Here is an 18204-nt window from a genome sequence, read left to right as displayed (position 1 = left end):
CCCTAACGGATGAGTCGGAGGATCGAGGCCCCGAGCTGCGGGGCGTCCGGGCTGTAGGTCCAGGCGTCGGAGAGCTCGACGAAGCGGGTGTAGTAGCCGGTGACGCACCGGTCGCTGGAGTTGGTGCCGGGCCCGCAGACCTTCTTGCCGCTGCTGATCGAGCCGTTGACCGCGTAGCCGGTGAGGGTGAAGGCGGCGTAGCCGTAGACGCGGTACCAGCCGTTGCTGCCGCCGTCGCCGAACTCGTCGAAGAGCGGCAGCAGGACCGTCCGGCCCAGCCAGCCCTGGAGGTCGGCCTCCGAGCAGCCGGACGGCAGCGACACACCCGTGTCGGAGGTGAGCCGCTGGCCGATCGCGGAGGTGGCGTGGCACCTGCCCGCGTCGGGCACGACCCAGCCGAAACCACCCGGCACGAAGTTGCCCGACGGCCCGGTGCACCCGCCGACGTCGTCGGACTTGCTGAACATGATCGTCTGCAGCGTCTCGGTCGACGGCAGCCCGCCCCCGGTCTGCGCCCGGAACGAGCACCAGGAGAAGGTCAGCGGCAGGACCGCGGTGCCCTGGCTCGGCGCGCCCCACCCGACCGTCGCGGTCGCCGAGACGTGGCTGGAGTCGTGCCCGATGACGGGAGCGAACCAGTGCTCCTTGGGGGCACCACCGGTGACGGTGACGCTGACCGGGTCGCTGCTGAGCACGGGCTGGCCGGCCGTGCCCGTGGGGTCGTTGAGGGTGATCAGCTCCTGGGCGGTCGCCAGCATGTCGCCGCAGTTGCCGCGGGAGCAGTCCTGGGCCACCGCGATGGCGGCGGCGTCGGCCGCGACCTGGAGCCGGGCGCGCTCGGCGTACAGCGCGCCGATGTCCACGGCGATGGCCGCGAACCCCAGCATGGGGACCATCAGCAGCGAGAGGACGACGGCGCTCGCGCCGTGCTCGCCGTCCAGCCGGCGCCGGGCCCGCGAGATCAGCCGTTGCATCGCATGACCCCCGTTCCGGTGAGCTCGATCCCCGCGCCGAAGAAGTCCGTGAGGTACGGCTTCGGGTAGGTGATGGTGAGGCGGACGGCGGTGTCGCCGGCGCCGGTGGTGGGACAGGTCTCGGCGGTGCCGCCGACGATGGTGATGTGGATCTGGTCGTCGGTGATCGCCGGGTGCAGCGAGGCGGCGGCGGTGCGGACGACGTTGCGCGCGTCCACCGGGTCGTTGCGCAGCGCCATGGCCCGTACCCCCTCGCGGGCGGCGGCCGACAGCGTGCCCTGCACCTGGAAGGCGTGGCCGAACTCGACGATGCCGATGACCAGCACGATCAGCAGCGGCACGATGAAGGCGAACTCCACGGCGCTGGCACCGCGCTCGTCGCGCAGCCGTCCCCTCATCCCGATCCACCGCCTCTCTCGTGCGACGGCGCAGCGGCCCTCAGGACGAGGGCCGCTGCGCCGTTCCGGCCAGCTGCTGGTCAGCCGGTGGTGGTCGTGGTGGTGCCCACGCCAGCGTTGGCCTTCTCCAGCTCTCCGCCGACCGAGTCGAACAGGCCACTCAGCTCGTCGCCGAGAGTCACGACGGCGGCGATGATGGCCACGGCGATGAGGCCGACCATGAGGCCGTACTCGACGGCGGTGGCGCCCTTCTCCTCGTTCTTGAGGCGGTCCTGGGCGACGGCGACGAGGCTGGCCAGGGTGGCGTAGGCGTTGATCAGCATGCGGTGCTCCTCCGGTTGCGGGCCGTCGGGTCCGGATCGGGCGATCCGGCCTCGCGGCGTTGGAGGGAGTTGTCGTGCGGAACACACCGGGGCTTGAGGGCGGGTCACCCGATCCAGGGACGGCACTCCGCCCATCGAGGGACGGCTCCGGTCCGCTGGTGACCCAGCGTCACCGCCGGTGTCGCCGTCAGCCGGGGGGCGTTCCGCTCCAGGCGACCGCGATCGCCGCACCGAGCAGCATGGCCGGCCCGAACGGCAGCTCCCCCTTGAGCCCGATCCGCCGCGCGGCGAGCAGGAGCAGCGCCAGCGCGGCCTGGACCACGAAGCCGGCCAGCGCCCCCAGCAGCACCGCCTGCCAGCCGAGCCAGCCCAGCGGCAGGCCGAGCAGGCCGGCCAGCTTGACGTCGCCCATGCCGAGGCCGGCGGGCGAGATCAGCGCGAGGACCAGGTAGCCGCAAAACAGCGCGGCGGCCGCCAGCCCCGCCCGCAGCAGCGCGTCCGAGGAGCCCTCCACCGCTGCCGCTCCGGTGAGCAGCACCGCGGTCGCCACGACGGCCGGACCGGTAACCCGGTCGGGCAGCAGCCGGTGCCGGAGGTCGATCACCGCGAGGAGCACGCCCGCCCCGGCGACGACCAGGAAGGCCGGCAGCTCCGCGACCGCCCCCAGCCGCAGCGCCAGGAGCGCGAACAACCCCGCGGTCAGCAGTTCGAGCACCGGGGGCCGCACCGCGAACCGCCGGGTGGCCCCGTCGGCCGTGCCCCACGGGAAGGTGCCCGCGGCCCGGTTCGCGGCCGCCCCCACGAGCAGGCCACCGATCGCGCCGACAGCGACGACCGCCGCCGTCACGGGGCGGCCAACCGGGCCGGGGTCTGCACGCGCCCACCCTGGCACAGGCCAGCCCCGGGGCCCCGGCCGACGCCGCGACGAGCGGGCACGCGGCGGCTGGGCCACACTCCCGAAGGTGACCGCCGACGAGCGCACCACCACGTCCCGAACCGCTGCGACCGGGTCGTACCAGGGGCACGGCATCCACGCCGCCCCGGGAGTGCACGAGTACGCCGTCGAGCTGGCACGCCGGGCCCTGCCCACCGGCGGCCGGATCCTGGAGGTCGGTGCCGGCTGCGGCGCGCTGGCCTGCCGGCTCCGGGACGCCGGGTTCGACGTCGTCCCCACCGACCTGGACCCGCCGCACGACTGGATCCACCGCCTCGACCTCGACGACCCGCAGTGGACCGAGGAGACCCGCGGCCCCTTCGACCTGGTGATGTGCGTCGAGACGCTCGAGCACGTGGAGAACCCGCGGCAGGTGCTGCGCTCGATCCGGGCCCTGCTCCGGCCAGGAGACCAGCTCGTGGTGAGCACCCCGAACATCACCCACCCGCACTCACGGCTGAAGATGTTCCTGCGCGGCGCCCCGTTCATCTTCGGGCCCGGGCACTACTACCAGCCGGGCCACATCTCGATCCTCCCCGACTGGATGCTCGTCGAGCACATCCGGCTGGCGGGGTTCGAGGACATCACGGTCACGACCGGTGGCTCCACCTGGTACGAGGGACCACGCAAGCTGGCCCACCGGATCGAGACCGCCCTGCTCTGGCTGATCGGGATACGCCACCGGGCGGACTCCGGCGAGGGCATCTGCACGTTCGTCACCGCCGTCGCCGCCTGACCACCCGGGCCGGGGGCGCGGTGGGCGCCCCCGGCCGGGGAGCTCAGGGCTTCGTCAGCTGGAACAGCGAGATGGTCCCGTCGTCCTCGTTGCTGGTCAGGAACAGGTGGCCGCGCTTGACGGCGAGCAGCCCCTCCGGGGCCTCCCCGGTGGGCAGCACCTGCAGCAGCTCGGGCGCGCCCTCGTCGGCGAGGTCGTAGACCAGGACGGCGTCCCCGCGCTCGGACCCGATGAAGGCGTAGGTGGTGCCGTAGAGCGTGGCGACCTCCGTGCCCTCGAACTCCGCGCCCTTGTCGTCGCTGCGCCCGTCGGGGTAGCGGCCCGCCGCGGCGAGGGCCTGCTCCGCCGCTCCCCCGGAGGTCGAGACGACCTCCCCGTCCGGGGAGAAGACGGTCCAGCCACGACCGCCGCTGGGCTCCTCGGCCAGGTCGCCCTCGTCCGCGGTGACCAGGTTGCCCCCCGGCGTCCACTGGACGGCGTCGGGCTCCCGGGGTGCGGTCAGCGCGTCGTCGAACGCGATCACGCCGTCGTCGGACGTGTCGGCGTCGGTGCGCGTCACTGTCCCGGCCGAGAAGGACCCGACGACCGTGCGGGAACGCAGGTCGACCAGGGCGATGGCGTTGTTCTCCTGCAGCGTCACCGCCGCGATGCCCCGGCGGTCGATGTCGACGTACTCCGGCTCGGGGTCGTCCGGGTACAGGGCGCCCTCCAGCCCGGTCAGCTCGACCCGGTCGACCGTCCACCGCTCCGGCGTCCCGTGCAGCTCCACGACGGCCAGGAAACCGGCGGGCGCCTGCGGCAGACCGCCCTCGACGCCGTCGACCTCGAGGTCCTCGTCGCGCTGGTTCTCGATCGCGACCGCCGCCACCGCACCGTCGGGGCTGATCGCGATGGAGTCGGGCTGGCCGCCCAGGTCGATGGTCCGGACGACGGCGCGGGTGCGCAGGTCGACGACGGCCAGCTCCCCCGACGGGGCGGCGAAGGACGTGCTGGTGTCGACCACGGCGAGGGCGTGGCGCCCGTCGCGGGTGACGGTCACCGACGTGGGCTCCCCATCCAGCTGCACGCTGCCGATCGCCGTCGGCTCGGCGGGTCTGGTCAGGTCGACCAGCCCGACCTCGCCGGTGGCCGAGTCGGTGTAGAGCAGCGTCCGGCCGTCGGGGGTCACCGCGAGGATCTCGGCGACCTCCCCGGTCACCTCGAACGTGGCCAGCTCGGTGAAGACCGGCGCGGGCGCCGGCTTCGCACCGGCGGGGGCGACGGTCGCGGCGAGCATCAGGGCGACGGCAGGGAACGTGCAGGTGAGACGCCGGGCGCGGGGTGACACGGGAGCTCCAGGGGTAGCGGGACAGTGCCCCGACCCTGACCAGCGAAGACGGCGCCCGGGCAGCCGGTGGACCAACCCCGGGTGTCCGCCACCCGACCAGCAGTGGACACCGACTGCCCGCACGGGCGCGTTCCCGGACGTCGCAAGCGCCGGACCCGGCACGCGGTGACGACTCGTGCCGCCTGCCGCTCCCACCGTCGGCCGGAAGCGCCTCGTGCGCTGGTCGCCAGCACCGTCGGCCTTCTAGGTTGTGCTGCGTGACGGGTCGAGGCGCACGCGACGTCCGCAGCGAGCCGTGGTTCCTGGCGGTGGCGGCCCTGCTCTTCGTCGGCACGGCCGGATTCCTGATCCGGGACCTCCTCGCCGGCGACACGTCGGCCTTCGACATCGCGGTGAGGGCCGCGACGGTGGCCGGCTGGCTCGTGCTCCTCGTCACCGGAGTGGTCGGCCGCCGTCACGAGCGCGGGGACCGAGCCGACGCAGGCGGTGACCTCGAGGGACGGTGAGCCCTACCGGAGATCCTGTGGCGCTGCCGCCGTCTCCACCGGCAGCCGAGGCGGGCCGCTGTCCGCAGGCGTTCCCGCGGAAACGTCGTCTCGGCGGCATCACCGGCCCCGAGTGGCCGCACGCGGGCGCTCCGGAGGAAAGGACGACGGACGAGTCGGCCTGTACGCCGGGTTCTGTCCACGGGCGCCTTGCGGCCTCCCGATGGGCGGTCATCCATCTAGGCCTGCCGTTGCCGACAGGCTCCAGCGGTCTACCCGCAGGCTCGGGCGGGCCGCCCTCGAACGCCTGCGCGGAACGGCGGTGAACCGCCGCTCCTTCTTGACCTAGCTCCGGGTGGGGTTTACCGAGCCACGCCGGTCACCCGGCGTGCTGGTGGTCTCTTACACCACCGTTTCACCCTTACCAGCGCGAGCGCTGGCGGTCTGTTTTCTGTGGCACTGTCCCGCGGGTCACCCCGGGTCGCCGTTAACGACCACCCTGCCCTGTGGAGCCCGGACGTTCCTCGGCGACGGGGTCTCCCCCGCCGACGCGACCGCCCGGCCGACTCGTCCGTCGTACCGGCCAGTCTACGAGGCCCGGACCCACGCCCGGCCACGGCGATCCGAAGGCCGGCCGGAAGTGTCGTACCCCCGTCCTAACCTGCGGGTATGTCGGTGGTCGGGTTCGCGGTCGGGGTGACCGTGGGGCCGGTGAGCCCGCCGTCGGAGTGGGAGCTGGCCGACCCTGATCCGTTGCCGCGGTTGGGTGAACCGTTGAGCGCGTGGTTGCCGGCCCGGCGGGGTGCGGCGGAGGCGGCGGAGCTGCTGGGTCAGATCGTGGCCGCGGAGGCGCAGTGGCGGCGCTGCGGGTGGAGCTGGTGATGGACCTGGCCGCGGCGCGCCCGGCTCCGGCCGATCCGCTGCCCGGCGGCGAGCGCGCCGGCACTGTCGGCCCGGCCGGGGCGAGTGAGTTCGTGCCCGATGAGCTGGCCGCGGTGCAGAACTGCAGCCGCACGGCGGCGGTGACGCAGCTGGAGCACGCCGAGGTGCTCACCACGCTGCTGCCCGCGACGTACACACGGCTGCGGCTGGGGCGGTTGGACTGGCCCCGTGCCCGGGCGATGGCCGCGGAGGTCGCCGTCACCGGGCGGGAGACCGACCCGGGTGTGATCGCCGCCATGGAGACCGCCGTCCTGCCCACCGCCACCGAGTTGGGGGTGGGGAAGCTGCGGGAGGCGGTGCGCGCCGAGCTGATCGCCCGCGACGCCGCCGCGGCCGACCGGCGCCGGCAGGCCCGTCGGCGGGCAGCGGATGTGACGGTGCGCCCGGTCGGGGACGGGATGAGCGAGCTGCGCGCCCTGCTGCCCCATCCCGAGGCCCGGGCCTGCCGCCAGGCGGTCGATGCCCACGCCCGGTCGGCGAAGGACGCCGGCGATGCCCGGCCGATCGGCATGCTGCGCACCGGAGCCCTCACCGACCTGCTGCTGCGCCCCTGGCAGCAGCAACCGGCGGTGACCGCGCACCTGACCGTGGTCGCACCGCTGCCCGCGCTCACCCCGGCGGGTTTCCTCGCCTCTAATGCATCACTGCCGGCCGCGTTCACCGACACAGCGCGGGAAGCGGCCGCAGGCGGCCCGCCCGCGCCGGTGGCCGAGGTGGACGGGGAGCCGATCACCGCCGCCCACCTGCGCGAACTACTCGCCGCCCTGGATGCCGCAGGCGTGCAGGCCCCACCCGGCGGCAGCCTGCAGATCGCGCTCACCGACGCCACCGGAAGACTGCGGGCGGTCACCGGCCGCCGCGAAGTGGAGAAGCTGGCCACCCACGGCTGCCCCGACCACCCCGACCGGTCCTGCGACTGCCCGCTGCTCGGCTCACCGGGTCCGATCGACCGCTACCGGCCCTCGGCCGCCCAGCAACGCTTCCTCGCAACGCGGGACCGCACCTGCCGGCACCCCGGCTGCACCGTGCCCGCCGGCTGGGCCGATCTGGACCACGTCATCCCGCACGCCGACGGCGGGGCCACGGCCTGCGAGAACCTGTGCTGCCTGTGCCGCCACCACCACCGGCTCAAGACCTTCGCCCCCGGCTGGCAGCACACCCTGGGCGACGACGGCGTGCTCACCGTCATCACCCCCACCGGGGTCAGCCGCACCAGCCGACCACCCGGCTATCGCGTCCTCACCGCACCACCGCAACCACCACCGCCACCACCGGCGGAGGACCCACCACCGTTCTGACCGCGTGCGTCATCCCCAGTAGAGCGTGAAGCCCACCTGCCGGCCGCCGTCCTCGGTCAGGGTCGACATGTCGATCTGTCGCCGTGCCTGCTCGTCGACCGGCTCGTCGGACAGCGCCGCGAGGTACCGCCGGTGCTCGGCCAGCGACGCGACCGCGGGCTCCACTCCCCCGCTGACGTCCATCGCGTGCGGCGGCTCACCGCCCATGGCCTGCACCGCGATGTACTGGACGCCCGACCACGGGTCCTCCGCGAGCTCCGGGAAGATCCACTCGTTGGCGGCGTCGGCGACCGCGTCGAGCACGCTGCGGGTGAGCGCCCGGTGGTCGGGCGAGTTCAGGGCGGCGGGGCTGACCCCGGGCAGGGTCCAGGTGTCCCCGCCCCAGGTGGTGACCACCAGGTCGGGCCGGTGCCGCCGGATGCCGCCCGCCAGCTCGCGCCGCAGGTCGGGCCCGGCCACCAGGACGCCGTCCCGGAGGTCGAGGAACTCCACCTCGCTCACCCCGACGACGGCGGCCGACGCACGCTCCTCCGCCTCACGCAGCGGCCCGGCCTCCGCCGGCGGCATCCCGGCGATCCCCGCCTCGCCGCGGGTGGCGAGCAGGTAGCGCACCTCCTTGCCCGCGGCCGTCCACACGGCGACCGCGGCGGCGAGGCCGTACTCGATGTCGTCGGGGTGGGCGGCGACGACGAGGGCGCGCTGCCAGTCGTCGGGCATCGGTGCGGGCACGGGTCGAGTCTGCCGTGCCGGCGTCGGCCCCGGGCGGTCAGCGGCCGCGGGCCACCCGGAGCGCCGCCGAGACCATCGGCACCTGGAGCGGCAGCCGCACCGCGGCGGCGGCCAGCACCGCCGGCTTCCCGCGGCCGAGCCGGACGTGGTGCAGGTGCGCGGGCACGAACGCCAGCAGGAGGGCGGCGGCCGACCAGCCGCCGGCCCGCCGGGTGCGCGGCGCCGCGAGCAGGGCGGCGGTACCGATCTCGGCCACCCCGCTGGCGAGCACCCACGACCGGGCGTCTCCCAGCTCCGGCGGCACCAGCCACTCGTAGGTACGCGGGCGCACCAGGTGCAGCACCCCCGACCCACCCAGCAGGGCTCCCAGCCACGTCGCGCTCGCCGGCCTCCGCACGCGCCCACCGTAGGCTGCACCGCCGTGTCCGCCGTGTCCGCCGTCGACCTGCTCGTCGTCGCGGGCGTCGCATTCCTCGCCGGCGGGGTCAACTCGATCGCCGGCGGCGGCTCGCTGATCCTCTTCCCCACCCTCGTCGCGCTGGGGCTGGGCACTGTCGCGGCGAACGTCACCAACTCGCTGGCGCAGTGGCCCGGCTACCTCGGCGGGGTCGCCGGCTTCCGCGCCGAGTACGCCGGCCAGCGCCGGCGCCTGCTCCGGTTCGGCGCGGTGGCCGCCCTGGGCGGGCTCGGCGGCAGCGTCCTGCTGCTCACCACGCCGTCCGACGCCTTCGACGCCGTGGTCCCTGTGCTCGTGCTGCTGGCCAGCCTGCTGCTCGCCCTCCAGCCGCTGGTGACCCGACGGCTGGCCGGTCAGCTCGCCGCCGGGCCCGGCCGCGACCCGGCCTGGCTGTACCTGGCCCTGTTCCTGGCCACCGTCTACGGCGGCTACTTCGGCGGTGCGCTCGGGGTGATCCTGGTGGGCGTCCTCGGCATCGGGCTGCACCGGCTCAAGCTCGCCAACGCGCTGAAGTCGGCGCTGTCCGCGGTCACCGCCACGGTGACGCTGGTGGTGTTCGGCGTCTTCGGGCCGGTCGAGTGGACCGTCGTCGCCGTTGCCGCCCCGGCCGGCCTCTGCGGCGGCTTCCTCGGAGCGCGGCTGGCGAGCCGCATCCCCACCACGCCGCTGCGCGTGACGATCGTGACCTTCGGCGTCGCGGTGTCGGTGTACCTGTTCGTGGGGGTCTGAACGCCGTACCGCGGTCAGCGCAGGTGCGCGGTGTCGTTCACCAGCCGCACCGAGGTGCGCCCGTCGGAGCTCCAGGCGACGGTGCACAACGAGGCGGCCTCCAGGAAGACCCGGTGGACGACGTCGTCGCCGACCCCGAGCCCGGCCGCGAGCAGCAGCTTGATCGGCGTGACGTGGCTGACCACCAGCACCGTCCTCCCGGCGTGCCGGGTCAGGATGCGCCGGCGCGCACCGGCCAGCCGGGCGCTGACCTCGGCGATCGACTCCCCGCCGGGCGCCGCCACCGTCACGTCGGCCATGAACCGGCGCACCGCGAGCGGGTGCCGGGCGCGGGCCTCGTCGAAGGTCAGCCCCTCCAGGTCGCCGAAGTCCAGCTCCCGCAGGTCGTCGTCGAACTCCACCGGCAGCCCGAGCCGCGCGGCGACGATCTCGGCGGTCTCCCGCGTCCGGCGCAGCGGTGACGCGACGACCACCTCGATCCCCAGCTGGGCGGCCCGCTCCCCCGCCGCCTCGGCCTCGGCCCGCCCGGTGCGCGACAGGGGCAGCTCGTTGCGGCCGCTGAACCGGCGCTCGGGGGTGTGCTCGGTCTGCCCGTGGCGCAGCAGGTGGGTGACCGTGGTGACCACCGGGGCGGGTTCCGCCGTGGGCTGGACGTCGTCCTCGGCCACGCTGGGCTCGGCGGCGGCGTCGCGGTGCACGGGCTTGCCGTCCATCGCGCTGTTGGCGAGGGCGTCGGCGGCACCGTTCTGCGCGCGGGGCACCCAGGTGTAGCGGACCCCGCCCAGCTTCCGAGCGATCGCGCGGGCCTGCAGCGCCAGCTGCTGCATGTCGGGGTGCTTGATCTTCCAGCGGCCCGACATCTGCTCGACGACCAGCTTGGAGTCCATCCGCACCTCGACCTCGGCGGAGGCGTCGAGGTCCAGCGCCGCCTGCAGCCCGGCGACCAGGCCGCCGTACTCGGCCACGTTGTTGGTGGCCCGCCCCACGGACGCAGCGCGTTCGGCGAGCACCCGGCCGGTGTCCGCGTCCCGCACCAGCGCGCCGTAGCCGGCCGGCCCGGGGTTGCCGCGGGAGCCGCCGTCGGCCTCGACGACGAACCGGCGGGTCACAGCCCGGACTCGGCCGTGCGCACCAGGATCCGCCCGCAGTTCTCGCAGCGGACCACCTCGTGGGGGTCGGCCTTCTGGACCGCCGCCAGCTCGCGGCCGTTCAGCTCGAGCCGGCAGCCCTGGCACTGCCGCGCCCGGAGCATCGCCGCCCCGGTGCTGCCGGTCTGGGCGCGGACCCGGTCGTAGAGGGTCAGCAGCGGGGCGGAGAGGCCCCCGGCGACCGCGGCGCGCGCGCTCTCGTGCCGGGTGGTGGAGTCGGCGACGTCGGCGAGCGCGTCGTCGCGCAGCTGCTCGGCGCGTTCCCGATCGGCCCGAGCCTGCTCGAGCGCCTCCTGCGCCGCCCGCAGGGTGGACTCGGCGGTCTCCAGGCGCTCCATCAGCTCGAGCTCCTGGTCCTCCAGGGTCGCCTGGCGCCGGGCGAGCGACTCGAGCTCCAGCTGCAGGCTGGTGGTCTCCCGCGCGGTGATGCCACCGGCGTCCAGGCGCTGCTGGTCACGGGTCGCGCGCTGCCGGACCGTCTCGACGTCGGCCTCCAGGCGGGACACCTCCCGCTGCAGGTCGCGGACCTCGGTCTCGGCCCGGACGACGTCGTCCCCGAGCGACCGCTCGGTCTCCGCGGCGGCCTCGACGGCCGCGGCCTCGGGCAGCGTCCGCTTCCGGTGCGCGAGCTGGGTCAGGGCGACGTCCTCCGCCGCGAGCTCCAGGAGCTTCTGCTGCTCGAAATGGTCGACCTTCACGCGCTCAACCTACCCGCGCCCCGGTCGGGTCCCGCGCCGGTGACCCGACGGCGGCCGGGTCACCGCAGCGCCAGCTCCGCCTCCACCGCGGCGACGGCGGCCGCGGGCGCGGGCAGGCCACCGGAGGCGAGCACCGCGCCGTCGACGACGAGCGACTCGACCGCCATCCCCGCACGCACCGAGCGGCGCAGCGCGGCGCCCCGCAGGCCGCGGCGGCGCCCGGCCCTCACCAGCTCCGGCAGCAGCCAGAGCCAGTTCGACGGCGAGACGACCTCGATCGCGACGTCGGCCGGCAGCCGCGCCCGCAGCGCCCGGTACACCTCCCCCACCGGGTCCGCCCGGGGGGCGTGGGCGTGCGAGCCGCCGTCGTCGAAGGGGCGCACGTCCCCGCTGCAGCAGCCGCCGCCCCCGCCCGCGGCCCGGGAGCCGCGGACGAGGACGACCCGCGAGGTCACCTGCGCGAGGTCCCGGCCGGCCCCTCCGTGGGCCCGGCCGTCGATTCGCCGACCTCGGGGTTGGCCTTCGCCACGGCGTCCGGCTCCCCCGTCCCGAATCCGTCGACCGGGGTCGACGGCCGCTCGCGGTAGGCGGTGCGCAGGGCCAGCGCCGCCTCCACGATCAGCCAGACCGCCAGGACGAAGATCAGCGCGTCCAGCGGCGCCAGCACCCAGTCCTCGGCCTCGATGAAGTTGCGCAGGTTGACGATCAGCGCCCACGACGTCATGACCAGCAGGAACACCAGCGGGATGAGCGCGGCGAGGGGGTTGCGGCCCCGGCGGGTGATCCACACGGCGATGACCGACAGCGCCAGGCCCGCGGTGAGCTGGTTGGTGGTCCCGAACAGCTGCCACAGGACCCCGAAGGTGTACCCGGCTTCCCCTTCCCCGGGGATCAGCGCCATGCCGAGCGGGATCAGGACGGCGATGGTGGTCGCGACCGTGAGGTTGCGGGAGAGCGCCCGGATGCCGAGGAGCTCGCCGATCTCCTGGACGACGTAGCGCTGCAGGCGCACGCCGGTGTCCATGGTCGTGGCGGCGAAGCTGATCACGACCACGGCGGCGAAGATGGTCGCGAGGTCGAGCGGGATCGCGATGTTGTTCGCGAACTGGGCCACGCCGTTGACGAAGTTGCCGGTCGCCCCGCTGGAGGCGGTCGCGAAGTCCGGGTAGAGCGCCTCCCAGTCCGCCTGCGAGGCGGCGACGCCGGCCGTGGCGGCCAGGACGGCACCGGTGGCCAGCGACCCCTCGCCGACCGCGCCCATGTAGCCCACATAGCGGGCGTCGGTCTCGCGGTCCAGCTGCTTGGACGTCGTGCCGGAGGAGACCAGGGAGTGGAAGCCGGAGATCGCCCCGCAGGCGATGGTGATGAAGAGGAAGGGGAAGAAGCTCGGCGAGCCCTCGGGCACGTCGTTGACCACCGGCGCCTGGATGGTGTTCATGCCGACGATGACGCCCAGGGCGATGACGCCGAGGGCGATGAAGAGCTGGTGGCTGTTGATGTAGTCGCGCGGCTGGAGCAGCACCCACACCGGGATGCGGGAGGCGATCCAGGTGTAGGCGAAGAGCAGGACCACCCAGACGTTGCGGGTCTGCTCCACGCCGAGCGCGTCGGCGAGCCCGTCGAGCGAGATCGGGAACTCATTGCCGACCAGGATGAGGGCGTACAACACGATCACGCCGACGATCGACGGGATGAGCGCCGAGGACCGCGTCCGGTAGATGTAGACGCCGATGAAGATCGCCAGCGGGATCTCCAGCACGATCGGGATGACCGCACCCGGGTTGGCGACGAAGAGGTTCCCGATCACCACGGCGAAGACCGCGTTCACCAGGGTGAGCAGGAAGAAGATGATCGCCAGGAAGAGCTTCCGGGCCCGGCCGTTGATGACCTCGCCGGCCAGCGTGCCGATGCTCTTGGCCTTGTGCCGGACCGACACCGCGAGCGCGCCGAAGTCGTGCACGCCGGCGGCGAAGATGGTGCCCAGGACGATCCAGGTCAGGGCCGGGCCCCAGCCCCAGAAGACCGCGATCGCCGGGCCGACGATCGGGGCCGCCCCGGCCACCGAGGTGAAGTGGTGGCCGAACAGGACGTGCTTGTTCGTCGGCACGAAGTCGTTGCCGTCGTTGAACTGGTGGGCCGGCGTGACGAACGCCGGGTCGAGGGCGTACACCTTCCGGGCCAGGTAGCTGGAGTAGTACCGGTAGCCGAGGAAGAACAGCACCCCGACCACGGCGGCCACGACGAACGCGGGCACGGCAGAACCCCCTGGTCCACGGGCGGCCTCGTCGCCGCCGTCGGAGGGAGTGAACACTCAGCCCATGGACCCCACAAGTCTGGCCGCGCTCCACGCCGCGGGTGTGGCCGAACTGTTGTGGTCCACGCCGGACGGGCCCCCGGGGGCCACCGGCGTCGTCCCGCTGGCCCTCGGCGGCCGGCCGGCGGTCGCGCTGCCCTGGGCGCACGTGGCGACCGCCCGCGCCGCCGCGGCCGCCGGCTCGGCCGCGCTGGTCCTCTCCGAGCCACGGCTCACCGGGGCGCGGTGGTCACCCCTGGCGTTCACCGGGCGGCTCACGCTGGTCGAGGACGGCGACGGCGAGCTGTTCAGCGAGGAGCTGCTCGACCAGGAGCTGCGCAAGCACCCACCGTCGCGGGCGCTGGCCGACTCGCACATGCTCCGCCGCGAGCACTGGTGGTACCTGCCGCGCCTGGTGCTGGTCCTCGACCCGGACGCCGTCGTCCCGGTCGACCGGCGCGAGGGCCCCGCCGACGCCGTCCTGGCCGTCGACGACGGTGGCCTGCACGTGCGCACCGTCCGGGTCCCCGACTGGGACGCCGATCCGCTCGCGCTGCCGGGTGGACCGCCGGCGGTGGCCGGCCCGGCGGTGCTGGTCGGGCAGGAGCTCTCCGTGCCGGACGTCGAGCGGTGGACCGTGCACACCACCTCCGGCCGCTACGCCGACGGCCGGCTCACCGACGTGCACCCGGCCGCGACCAGGCAGCTGGAGCCGGTCCCCGGCCTGCTCGCCCGGATCCGCCGCCAGCGCGCGCTCGAGCGCAGCTGCGTGCAGGCGTTGCGGGCCGCCGGTCACGGCTGACCGCGCGGACCGCCCCGGTCAGCCCGCGGCCGGGGCGTCGGCGCGACAGGTCCACGGGTCGGTCCGCGGGGTGGCGACGGCGACCTCCACCGCGCCGTCCAGGTCGCGGCGCAGCACGTCGGCGGCCACCGGCAGCCACGGCCACTCCGAGGCCCAGTGCGCCACGTCGCACAGCGCCGGCCCGGCCCCCTCCAGCGCGTCGGACACCGGGTGGTGCTTCAGATCGCTGGTGAGCAGCACGTCGGCCCCGGCCGCGGCGGCGGCACCCAGCAGCGAGCCACCGCTGCCGCCGCAGACCGCGACCGTGGCGATCCGCCGGTCGGGGTCACCGGCCGCCCGGACACCTCCGGCCGTGGCGGGCAGCGCGGCAGCGGCGTGCTCGGCGAACCGGCGCAGCGTCATCGGCTCCGGCAGCCGGCCCACCCGGCCGAGCCCGGCCCGCGGATCCGCGGCGGTGGGCTCCAGTGGCACGGCCTCCGCGAGGCCGAGCGCCGCCGCCAGCGCGTCGTTGACCCCGTGGCGCGGGGCCCGGTCGGCGTTGGTGTGCGCGACGAAGAGCGCGGCGCCCGCCCGGACCAGCCGGTGCACCAGCCGCCCCCGCGGGTCGTCGGCCGGCACACCGTGCACCGGGCTGAGGAACAGCGGGTGGTGGGTGACCAGCAGCTGCGCACCGGTTCGCACCACCTCGTCGACGACGGCGGCGGTCGGGTCCACGGCGAACAGCACCCGCCGCACCTCCTCCGCGGGGTCGCCGCAGACCAGCCCGACGGCGTCCCACCCCTCGGCGAGGGCCCGGTCGTAGCGGGCATCGAGGGCGGCGAGGACCTTCCCGAGCTGCACGGTCACGGCTGGTCAGGGTAGGCGGGGGTGCGCACGGCCGGTCCGGTGGAGTGCCAAGCTTCGGAGCGTGGTGCGGCGGCGTGGGGAGCGATCGCTGCGGGCCCCCGCCTGGCTCGAGGAGCTGGTGCGCACCACGCCCCCGCCGGTCCCGTGGCGCGACGTCGCCCGGTTCGCCGTCTCGATCCCCGCCCCCCTGGCCCTCGCCGTCGCCATGGGCGGCCTGGACTCCGCCGTCACGCTGGGCGCCGGCGTGTTCGGCACGATGGGGGCGCTGGCGGCGAGCCTGGCGCCCCAGCCCGGCCCGCTCCGGGACCGGCTCCGCCGGATCGGGGCGGCGACCCTCTTCGGCATGCTGGGCCTGCTGGCCGGCCAGTTCGCGACCGGTGGCGGGTGGGCACCGGTGGCCGTCATCGCGGCGCTGTCGGCGGCCGCGGCGCTGGTCAGCGCGGTCAACGCGGCTCTGTCGCTCGGCGCGCTGCAGCTGCTGATCTACACGGCGCTCGCCTCGGGGCTGGTCACCCCGCTCACGGCCGCCGCGGAGGTCGGCTTCTTCCTCTGCGGTGCGGCGTGGGCGACCCTGACGGCGTTGGTGCAGTACCGGACCGAGCCGCTGGACCCCGACCGGTCCGCCGTCGCCGCCGTCTTCACCCGCATCGGCGAGCTGCTGGCGGCGGTCGGCAGCGACGCGGCCCCCGAGGCCCGGCGGGCGCTCACCACGGCCCTCAACGCCGCCTACGACCGGGTCATCCGCAGCCGCAGCCGGTCGGCGGGCCGCAGCCGCGAGCTCTCGGAACTCGCCGGCGTCCTCAACGCGGCGGCGCCGCTCGTGGAGGGCGCCGTGGCCGCCGCGCGCGCGGGCATCCCCCCGGATCCGCAGGACGTCGCCGCCGCGCACGCGCTGGCGGCGGCAGTCTCGGGCCGCGGCGAGCTGGTCGAGCAGCGCCCCGCCCCCCTCGAGCAGGGCCATCCGGCCGTGCGGGCCGTCCGGCACGGCGTCCGGCTCGTGTGGAACGTGGTGGGCGACCCGGAGGAACGGGCCGGCGCGGCGGCCGCGGCGGTGGCCCGGCCCGACCTCCGCACCCGCCTCCACGATCTGGCCGACCGCACGCTCGCCAGCGCCGACGCCCGCAGCTTCGCCGTCCGGCTGTCGCTCTGCATGACCGTCGCGGAGATCGCCCGCCAGTACCTGCCCATCGAGCGGCCGTACTGGGTCCTGCTGACCGTCGCGATCGTGCTGAAGCCCGACTTCGGCTCGGTGTTCACCCGGGCGGTGCAGCGGGGCGCCGGAACCCTCCTCGGCGTGCTGCTCGGCTCCGCCCTCCTCGCGGCCCTCCCCCGCAACGGGTGGGTGCTCGTGGCGCTGGCCGGCGCGGCCGCGGTGCTGCCGTGGGCGCGCAACGCCAACTTCGGCCTGTTCTCCGTCTTCCAGACGCCGCTGATCATCCTGCTGCTCGATCTGGCGCTGCCTGCCGGGCCGGGGCTCGTCGGTGCCCGGCTGCTGGACACGCTGATCGGCTGCGCGATCGTGCTGGTCTTCGGCTACCTGCTGTGGCCGCAGACCTGGCGCGCCCCGCTGGACGAGGCGCTGCGCGACGCCGCCCGCGCCCTGGACGCGTTCGTGGCGGCCGCCTTCACCGGCAGCCCGGCCGAGCGCCGCCGCGCCCGCAGGCGCAGCTACCGCGCGCTCACCGAGCTGCAGACCCAGCTGCAGCGGCGCCTGGCCGAGCCACCGCCGATCAGCACGCGGGCGGCCGCGTGGTGGCCGGTGATCGTGCAGCTGGAACGCGCGTCCGACGCCGTCACCGAGGCCGTCATCGCCAGCCGCGGCGGGGAGCCGGCCCCCGACCTCGCCCAGGTGGCCGTCCTGCGCCGGGCGATCCGCGGGCTGGAGGACGACGTCCGGCGGTCGGTCGTGCCCGACGACGCGGAGCTGCACGCCGAGGGGGTGCTGGCCCCGGTGGCCCGCGAGGTCGACGCCGCCCGTCGCCTGGTGCGGGAGACCGCACCCGGGCGCCGCGGGGGCCACTGAGCCGGCCGGTTGCGCGCCACGCTCCGAGGCCATGGGATGGCGCCGTGCCCGCCGACCCCCCGCTGCTGCCCCTGCCCCCGCTCGACGGACCGCCCCCTCCGGGCTCGCGGACGGTGACCACCGACGACGGCTGCGACCTGCACGTGGAGTTCGACGGCAGGGAAGTCGCCCCGCTCACCGTCGTCCTCTGCCACGGGTTCACCGCGCGGCTGGCGGAGTGGGAGCCCCAGCGCGCGGCGCTGCGGGACCGGGCCCGGCTCGTCCTGTGGGACCAGCGCGGCCACGGCCGCTCCGGCTGGACGCCCCTGACCCGGGCCACGATCGACCGCACCGGCCGCGACCTCGGCGAGGTGCTCGACGCCGTCGCCCCCACCGGGCCGGTGGTGCTCGCCGGCCACTCCATGGGCGGGATGAGCATCCTCGCGCTGGCCCGGCAGCGGCCCGAGCTGTTCGGCACCCGCATCGTCGGCGCCTTCCTGCTGGCCACCTCGGCCGGTGGACTGGTGAGCACCGGCGTCCTGGCCACGGTGGTCACGCTGATGCGCCGGTTGCGGCTGCTCCCGCTCTACCTCTGGCTGCTGCAACGGCTGGCCCCGGCGCTGGAGCGACGTCGCCGGCGGGGCACCTTCCTCGGCCGGCGGGCCATCCGGCGGCTGCTGTTCGGCAAGGACGACGCCGACCCGCGCAGCGTGCGCCTGGTGCAGCAGCTGCTGGAGGAGACGCCCCTACCGGTGACGATGGCGTTCTACGCGACCTTCCTCGACCACGACGAGACGGCGGCGCTGGAGGTCCTCCGCCGGGTGCCGGTGACGGTGGTGGCCGCGACGCACGACCGGCTGACCCCCGAGGCCCACGGGCGGCGGATCGCCGAGGCGGTCGGCCCGGGCGCCGAGCTGGTCGTCGTCCCCGGGGCCGGGCACAGCGTCAACCTCACCCGCGCGGCGGTGGTCGACCGCGCGTTCACCGACCTGCTCGACCGGATCGAGGTCGAGCGCCGGAAGGCCGGTTGACCTGCTGGATACGGGGCACGGGAAGATGTGGCCGCCGCCACACCGTCGAGTG

The 18204-nt window shown here is 75.2% G+C and carries 20 protein-coding genes and 1 other RNA gene; 8 read left to right on the top strand and 13 right to left on the bottom strand.

Features of this window, described 5'->3' with window-relative positions:
* Positions 1-2: 2 nt before the first annotated feature.
* From ACI79Q_RS08950 to ACI79Q_RS08935, 4 genes are all read right to left on the bottom strand, one after another.
* A complete protein-coding gene (locus ACI79Q_RS08950; protein ID WP_456614565.1) occupies positions 3-974 on the bottom strand; it encodes a pilus assembly protein TadG-related protein in 972 nt (323 codons plus the stop codon).
* Entirely contained in the window at positions 962-1372 is a 411-nt protein-coding gene (locus tag ACI79Q_RS08945; protein WP_456589014.1) for a TadE/TadG family type IV pilus assembly protein, read from the bottom strand. The genes ACI79Q_RS08950 and ACI79Q_RS08945 overlap by 13 nt, the downstream gene beginning before the upstream one ends.
* 80 nt (positions 1373-1452) lie before the next feature.
* The gene (locus ACI79Q_RS08940) at positions 1453-1695 is read right to left on the bottom strand and encodes a Flp family type IVb pilin (protein ID WP_456614564.1); all 243 of its coding nucleotides are present in this window, start codon (positions 1693-1695) and stop codon (positions 1453-1455) included.
* Between the two features lie 187 nt (positions 1696-1882).
* Positions 1883-2542 carry a prepilin peptidase gene (locus tag ACI79Q_RS08935; RefSeq protein WP_456614563.1) on the bottom strand — a complete coding sequence of 220 codons (660 nt, stop codon included), beginning with the start codon at positions 2540-2542 and terminating at the stop codon, positions 1883-1885.
* A 115-nt stretch (positions 2543-2657) separates the two neighbouring features.
* Between ACI79Q_RS08935 and ACI79Q_RS08930 the strand changes: the two genes are divergently transcribed.
* A complete protein-coding gene (locus ACI79Q_RS08930) occupies positions 2658-3365 on the top strand; it encodes a class I SAM-dependent methyltransferase (protein WP_456614562.1) in 708 nt (235 codons plus the stop codon).
* 43 nt (positions 3366-3408) lie between these two features.
* Here ACI79Q_RS08930 and ACI79Q_RS08925 read toward each other — a convergent pair whose 3' ends face one another.
* Entirely contained in the window at positions 3409-4641 is a 1233-nt protein-coding gene (locus tag ACI79Q_RS08925; protein WP_456614561.1) for a choice-of-anchor I domain-containing protein, read from the bottom strand.
* Between the two features lie 308 nt (positions 4642-4949).
* Between ACI79Q_RS08925 and ACI79Q_RS08920 the strand changes: the two genes are divergently transcribed.
* Entirely contained in the window at positions 4950-5198 is a 249-nt protein-coding gene (locus ACI79Q_RS08920) for a hypothetical protein (protein ID WP_456614560.1), read from the top strand.
* A 147-nt stretch (positions 5199-5345) separates the two neighbouring features.
* Here ACI79Q_RS08920 and rnpB read toward each other — a convergent pair.
* An RNA gene (gene rnpB / locus ACI79Q_RS08915) (RNase P RNA component class A) lies at positions 5346-5747 on the bottom strand.
* A 99-nt stretch (positions 5748-5846) separates the two neighbouring features.
* Between rnpB and ACI79Q_RS08910 the strand changes: the two genes are divergently transcribed.
* Together ACI79Q_RS08910 and ACI79Q_RS08905 are read left to right on the top strand one after the other, a co-directional pair.
* Entirely contained in the window at positions 5847-6059 is a 213-nt protein-coding gene (locus tag ACI79Q_RS08910) for a hypothetical protein (RefSeq protein WP_456614559.1), read from the top strand.
* Positions 6032-7417, top strand: a complete 1386-nt coding sequence (locus ACI79Q_RS08905; protein WP_456614558.1) for a DUF222 domain-containing protein — start codon at positions 6032-6034, stop codon at positions 7415-7417. Before ACI79Q_RS08910 ends, ACI79Q_RS08905 begins: the two co-directional genes overlap by 28 nt.
* A gap of 9 nt (positions 7418-7426) precedes the next feature.
* Here the strand turns inward: ACI79Q_RS08905 and ACI79Q_RS08900 are convergent, their stop codons facing one another.
* Complete coding sequence (locus ACI79Q_RS08900; protein WP_456599179.1) at positions 7427-8146, bottom strand: PIG-L deacetylase family protein; 720 nt, start codon at positions 8144-8146, stop codon at positions 7427-7429.
* A gap of 37 nt (positions 8147-8183) precedes the next feature.
* Positions 8184-8543 (bottom strand): DoxX family protein, encoded by a 360-nt coding sequence (locus ACI79Q_RS08895; RefSeq protein WP_456599178.1) that lies wholly within the window; start codon positions 8541-8543, stop codon positions 8184-8186.
* Positions 8544-8567: 24 nt separating this feature from the next.
* On the opposite strand from ACI79Q_RS08895, the gene ACI79Q_RS08890 reads away from it, so the two are divergent.
* Positions 8568-9332 carry a sulfite exporter TauE/SafE family protein gene (locus ACI79Q_RS08890; RefSeq protein ID WP_456614557.1) on the top strand — a complete coding sequence of 255 codons (765 nt, stop codon included), beginning with the start codon at positions 8568-8570 and terminating at the stop codon, positions 9330-9332.
* 14 nt (positions 9333-9346) lie between these two features.
* Here the strand turns inward: ACI79Q_RS08890 and ACI79Q_RS08885 are convergent, their stop codons facing one another.
* From ACI79Q_RS08885 to ACI79Q_RS08870, 4 genes are read right to left on the bottom strand one after another with little or no spacing between them, the layout of a single operon-like run.
* Positions 9347-10441 carry a bifunctional RNase H/acid phosphatase gene (locus ACI79Q_RS08885; RefSeq protein WP_456589004.1) on the bottom strand — a complete coding sequence of 365 codons (1095 nt, stop codon included), beginning with the start codon at positions 10439-10441 and terminating at the stop codon, positions 9347-9349.
* Positions 10438-11178: a zinc ribbon domain-containing protein gene (locus ACI79Q_RS08880; RefSeq protein ID WP_456589003.1), complete on the bottom strand. Its 741-nt coding sequence runs from the start codon at positions 11176-11178 to the stop codon at positions 10438-10440. Before ACI79Q_RS08880 ends, ACI79Q_RS08885 begins: the two co-directional genes overlap by 4 nt.
* A 59-nt stretch (positions 11179-11237) precedes the next feature.
* Positions 11238-11633 (bottom strand): hypothetical protein, encoded by a 396-nt coding sequence (locus ACI79Q_RS08875; protein WP_456589002.1) that lies wholly within the window; start codon positions 11631-11633, stop codon positions 11238-11240.
* Positions 11630-13432: a carbon starvation CstA family protein gene (locus ACI79Q_RS08870; protein ID WP_456614556.1), complete on the bottom strand. Its 1803-nt coding sequence runs from the start codon at positions 13430-13432 to the stop codon at positions 11630-11632. Before ACI79Q_RS08870 ends, ACI79Q_RS08875 begins: the two co-directional genes overlap by 4 nt.
* Before the next feature lie 64 nt (positions 13433-13496).
* Between ACI79Q_RS08870 and ACI79Q_RS08865 the strand changes: the two genes are divergently transcribed.
* Complete coding sequence (locus ACI79Q_RS08865) at positions 13497-14273, top strand: hypothetical protein (protein ID WP_456614555.1); 777 nt, start codon at positions 13497-13499, stop codon at positions 14271-14273.
* Between the two features lie 18 nt (positions 14274-14291).
* Here ACI79Q_RS08865 and ACI79Q_RS08860 read toward each other — a convergent pair whose 3' ends face one another.
* A complete protein-coding gene (locus tag ACI79Q_RS08860; protein ID WP_456614554.1) occupies positions 14292-15119 on the bottom strand; it encodes a Nif3-like dinuclear metal center hexameric protein in 828 nt (275 codons plus the stop codon).
* Between the two features lie 61 nt (positions 15120-15180).
* Here ACI79Q_RS08860 and ACI79Q_RS08855 point away from each other — a divergent pair, with 61 nt between their 5' ends.
* Both ACI79Q_RS08855 and ACI79Q_RS08850 read left to right on the top strand, forming a co-directional pair.
* The gene (locus ACI79Q_RS08855; protein WP_456599174.1) at positions 15181-17142 is read left to right on the top strand and encodes an FUSC family protein; all 1962 of its coding nucleotides are present in this window, start codon (positions 15181-15183) and stop codon (positions 17140-17142) included.
* 44 nt (positions 17143-17186) lie between these two features.
* Positions 17187-18152 carry an alpha/beta fold hydrolase gene (locus ACI79Q_RS08850; RefSeq protein WP_456612994.1) on the top strand — a complete coding sequence of 322 codons (966 nt, stop codon included), beginning with the start codon at positions 17187-17189 and terminating at the stop codon, positions 18150-18152.
* Positions 18153-18204: the final 52 nt, after the last annotated feature.

Source organism: Blastococcus sp. SYSU DS0828 (assembly GCF_054050975.1).
This window is presented reverse-complemented; position numbering and strand designations above follow the sequence as displayed.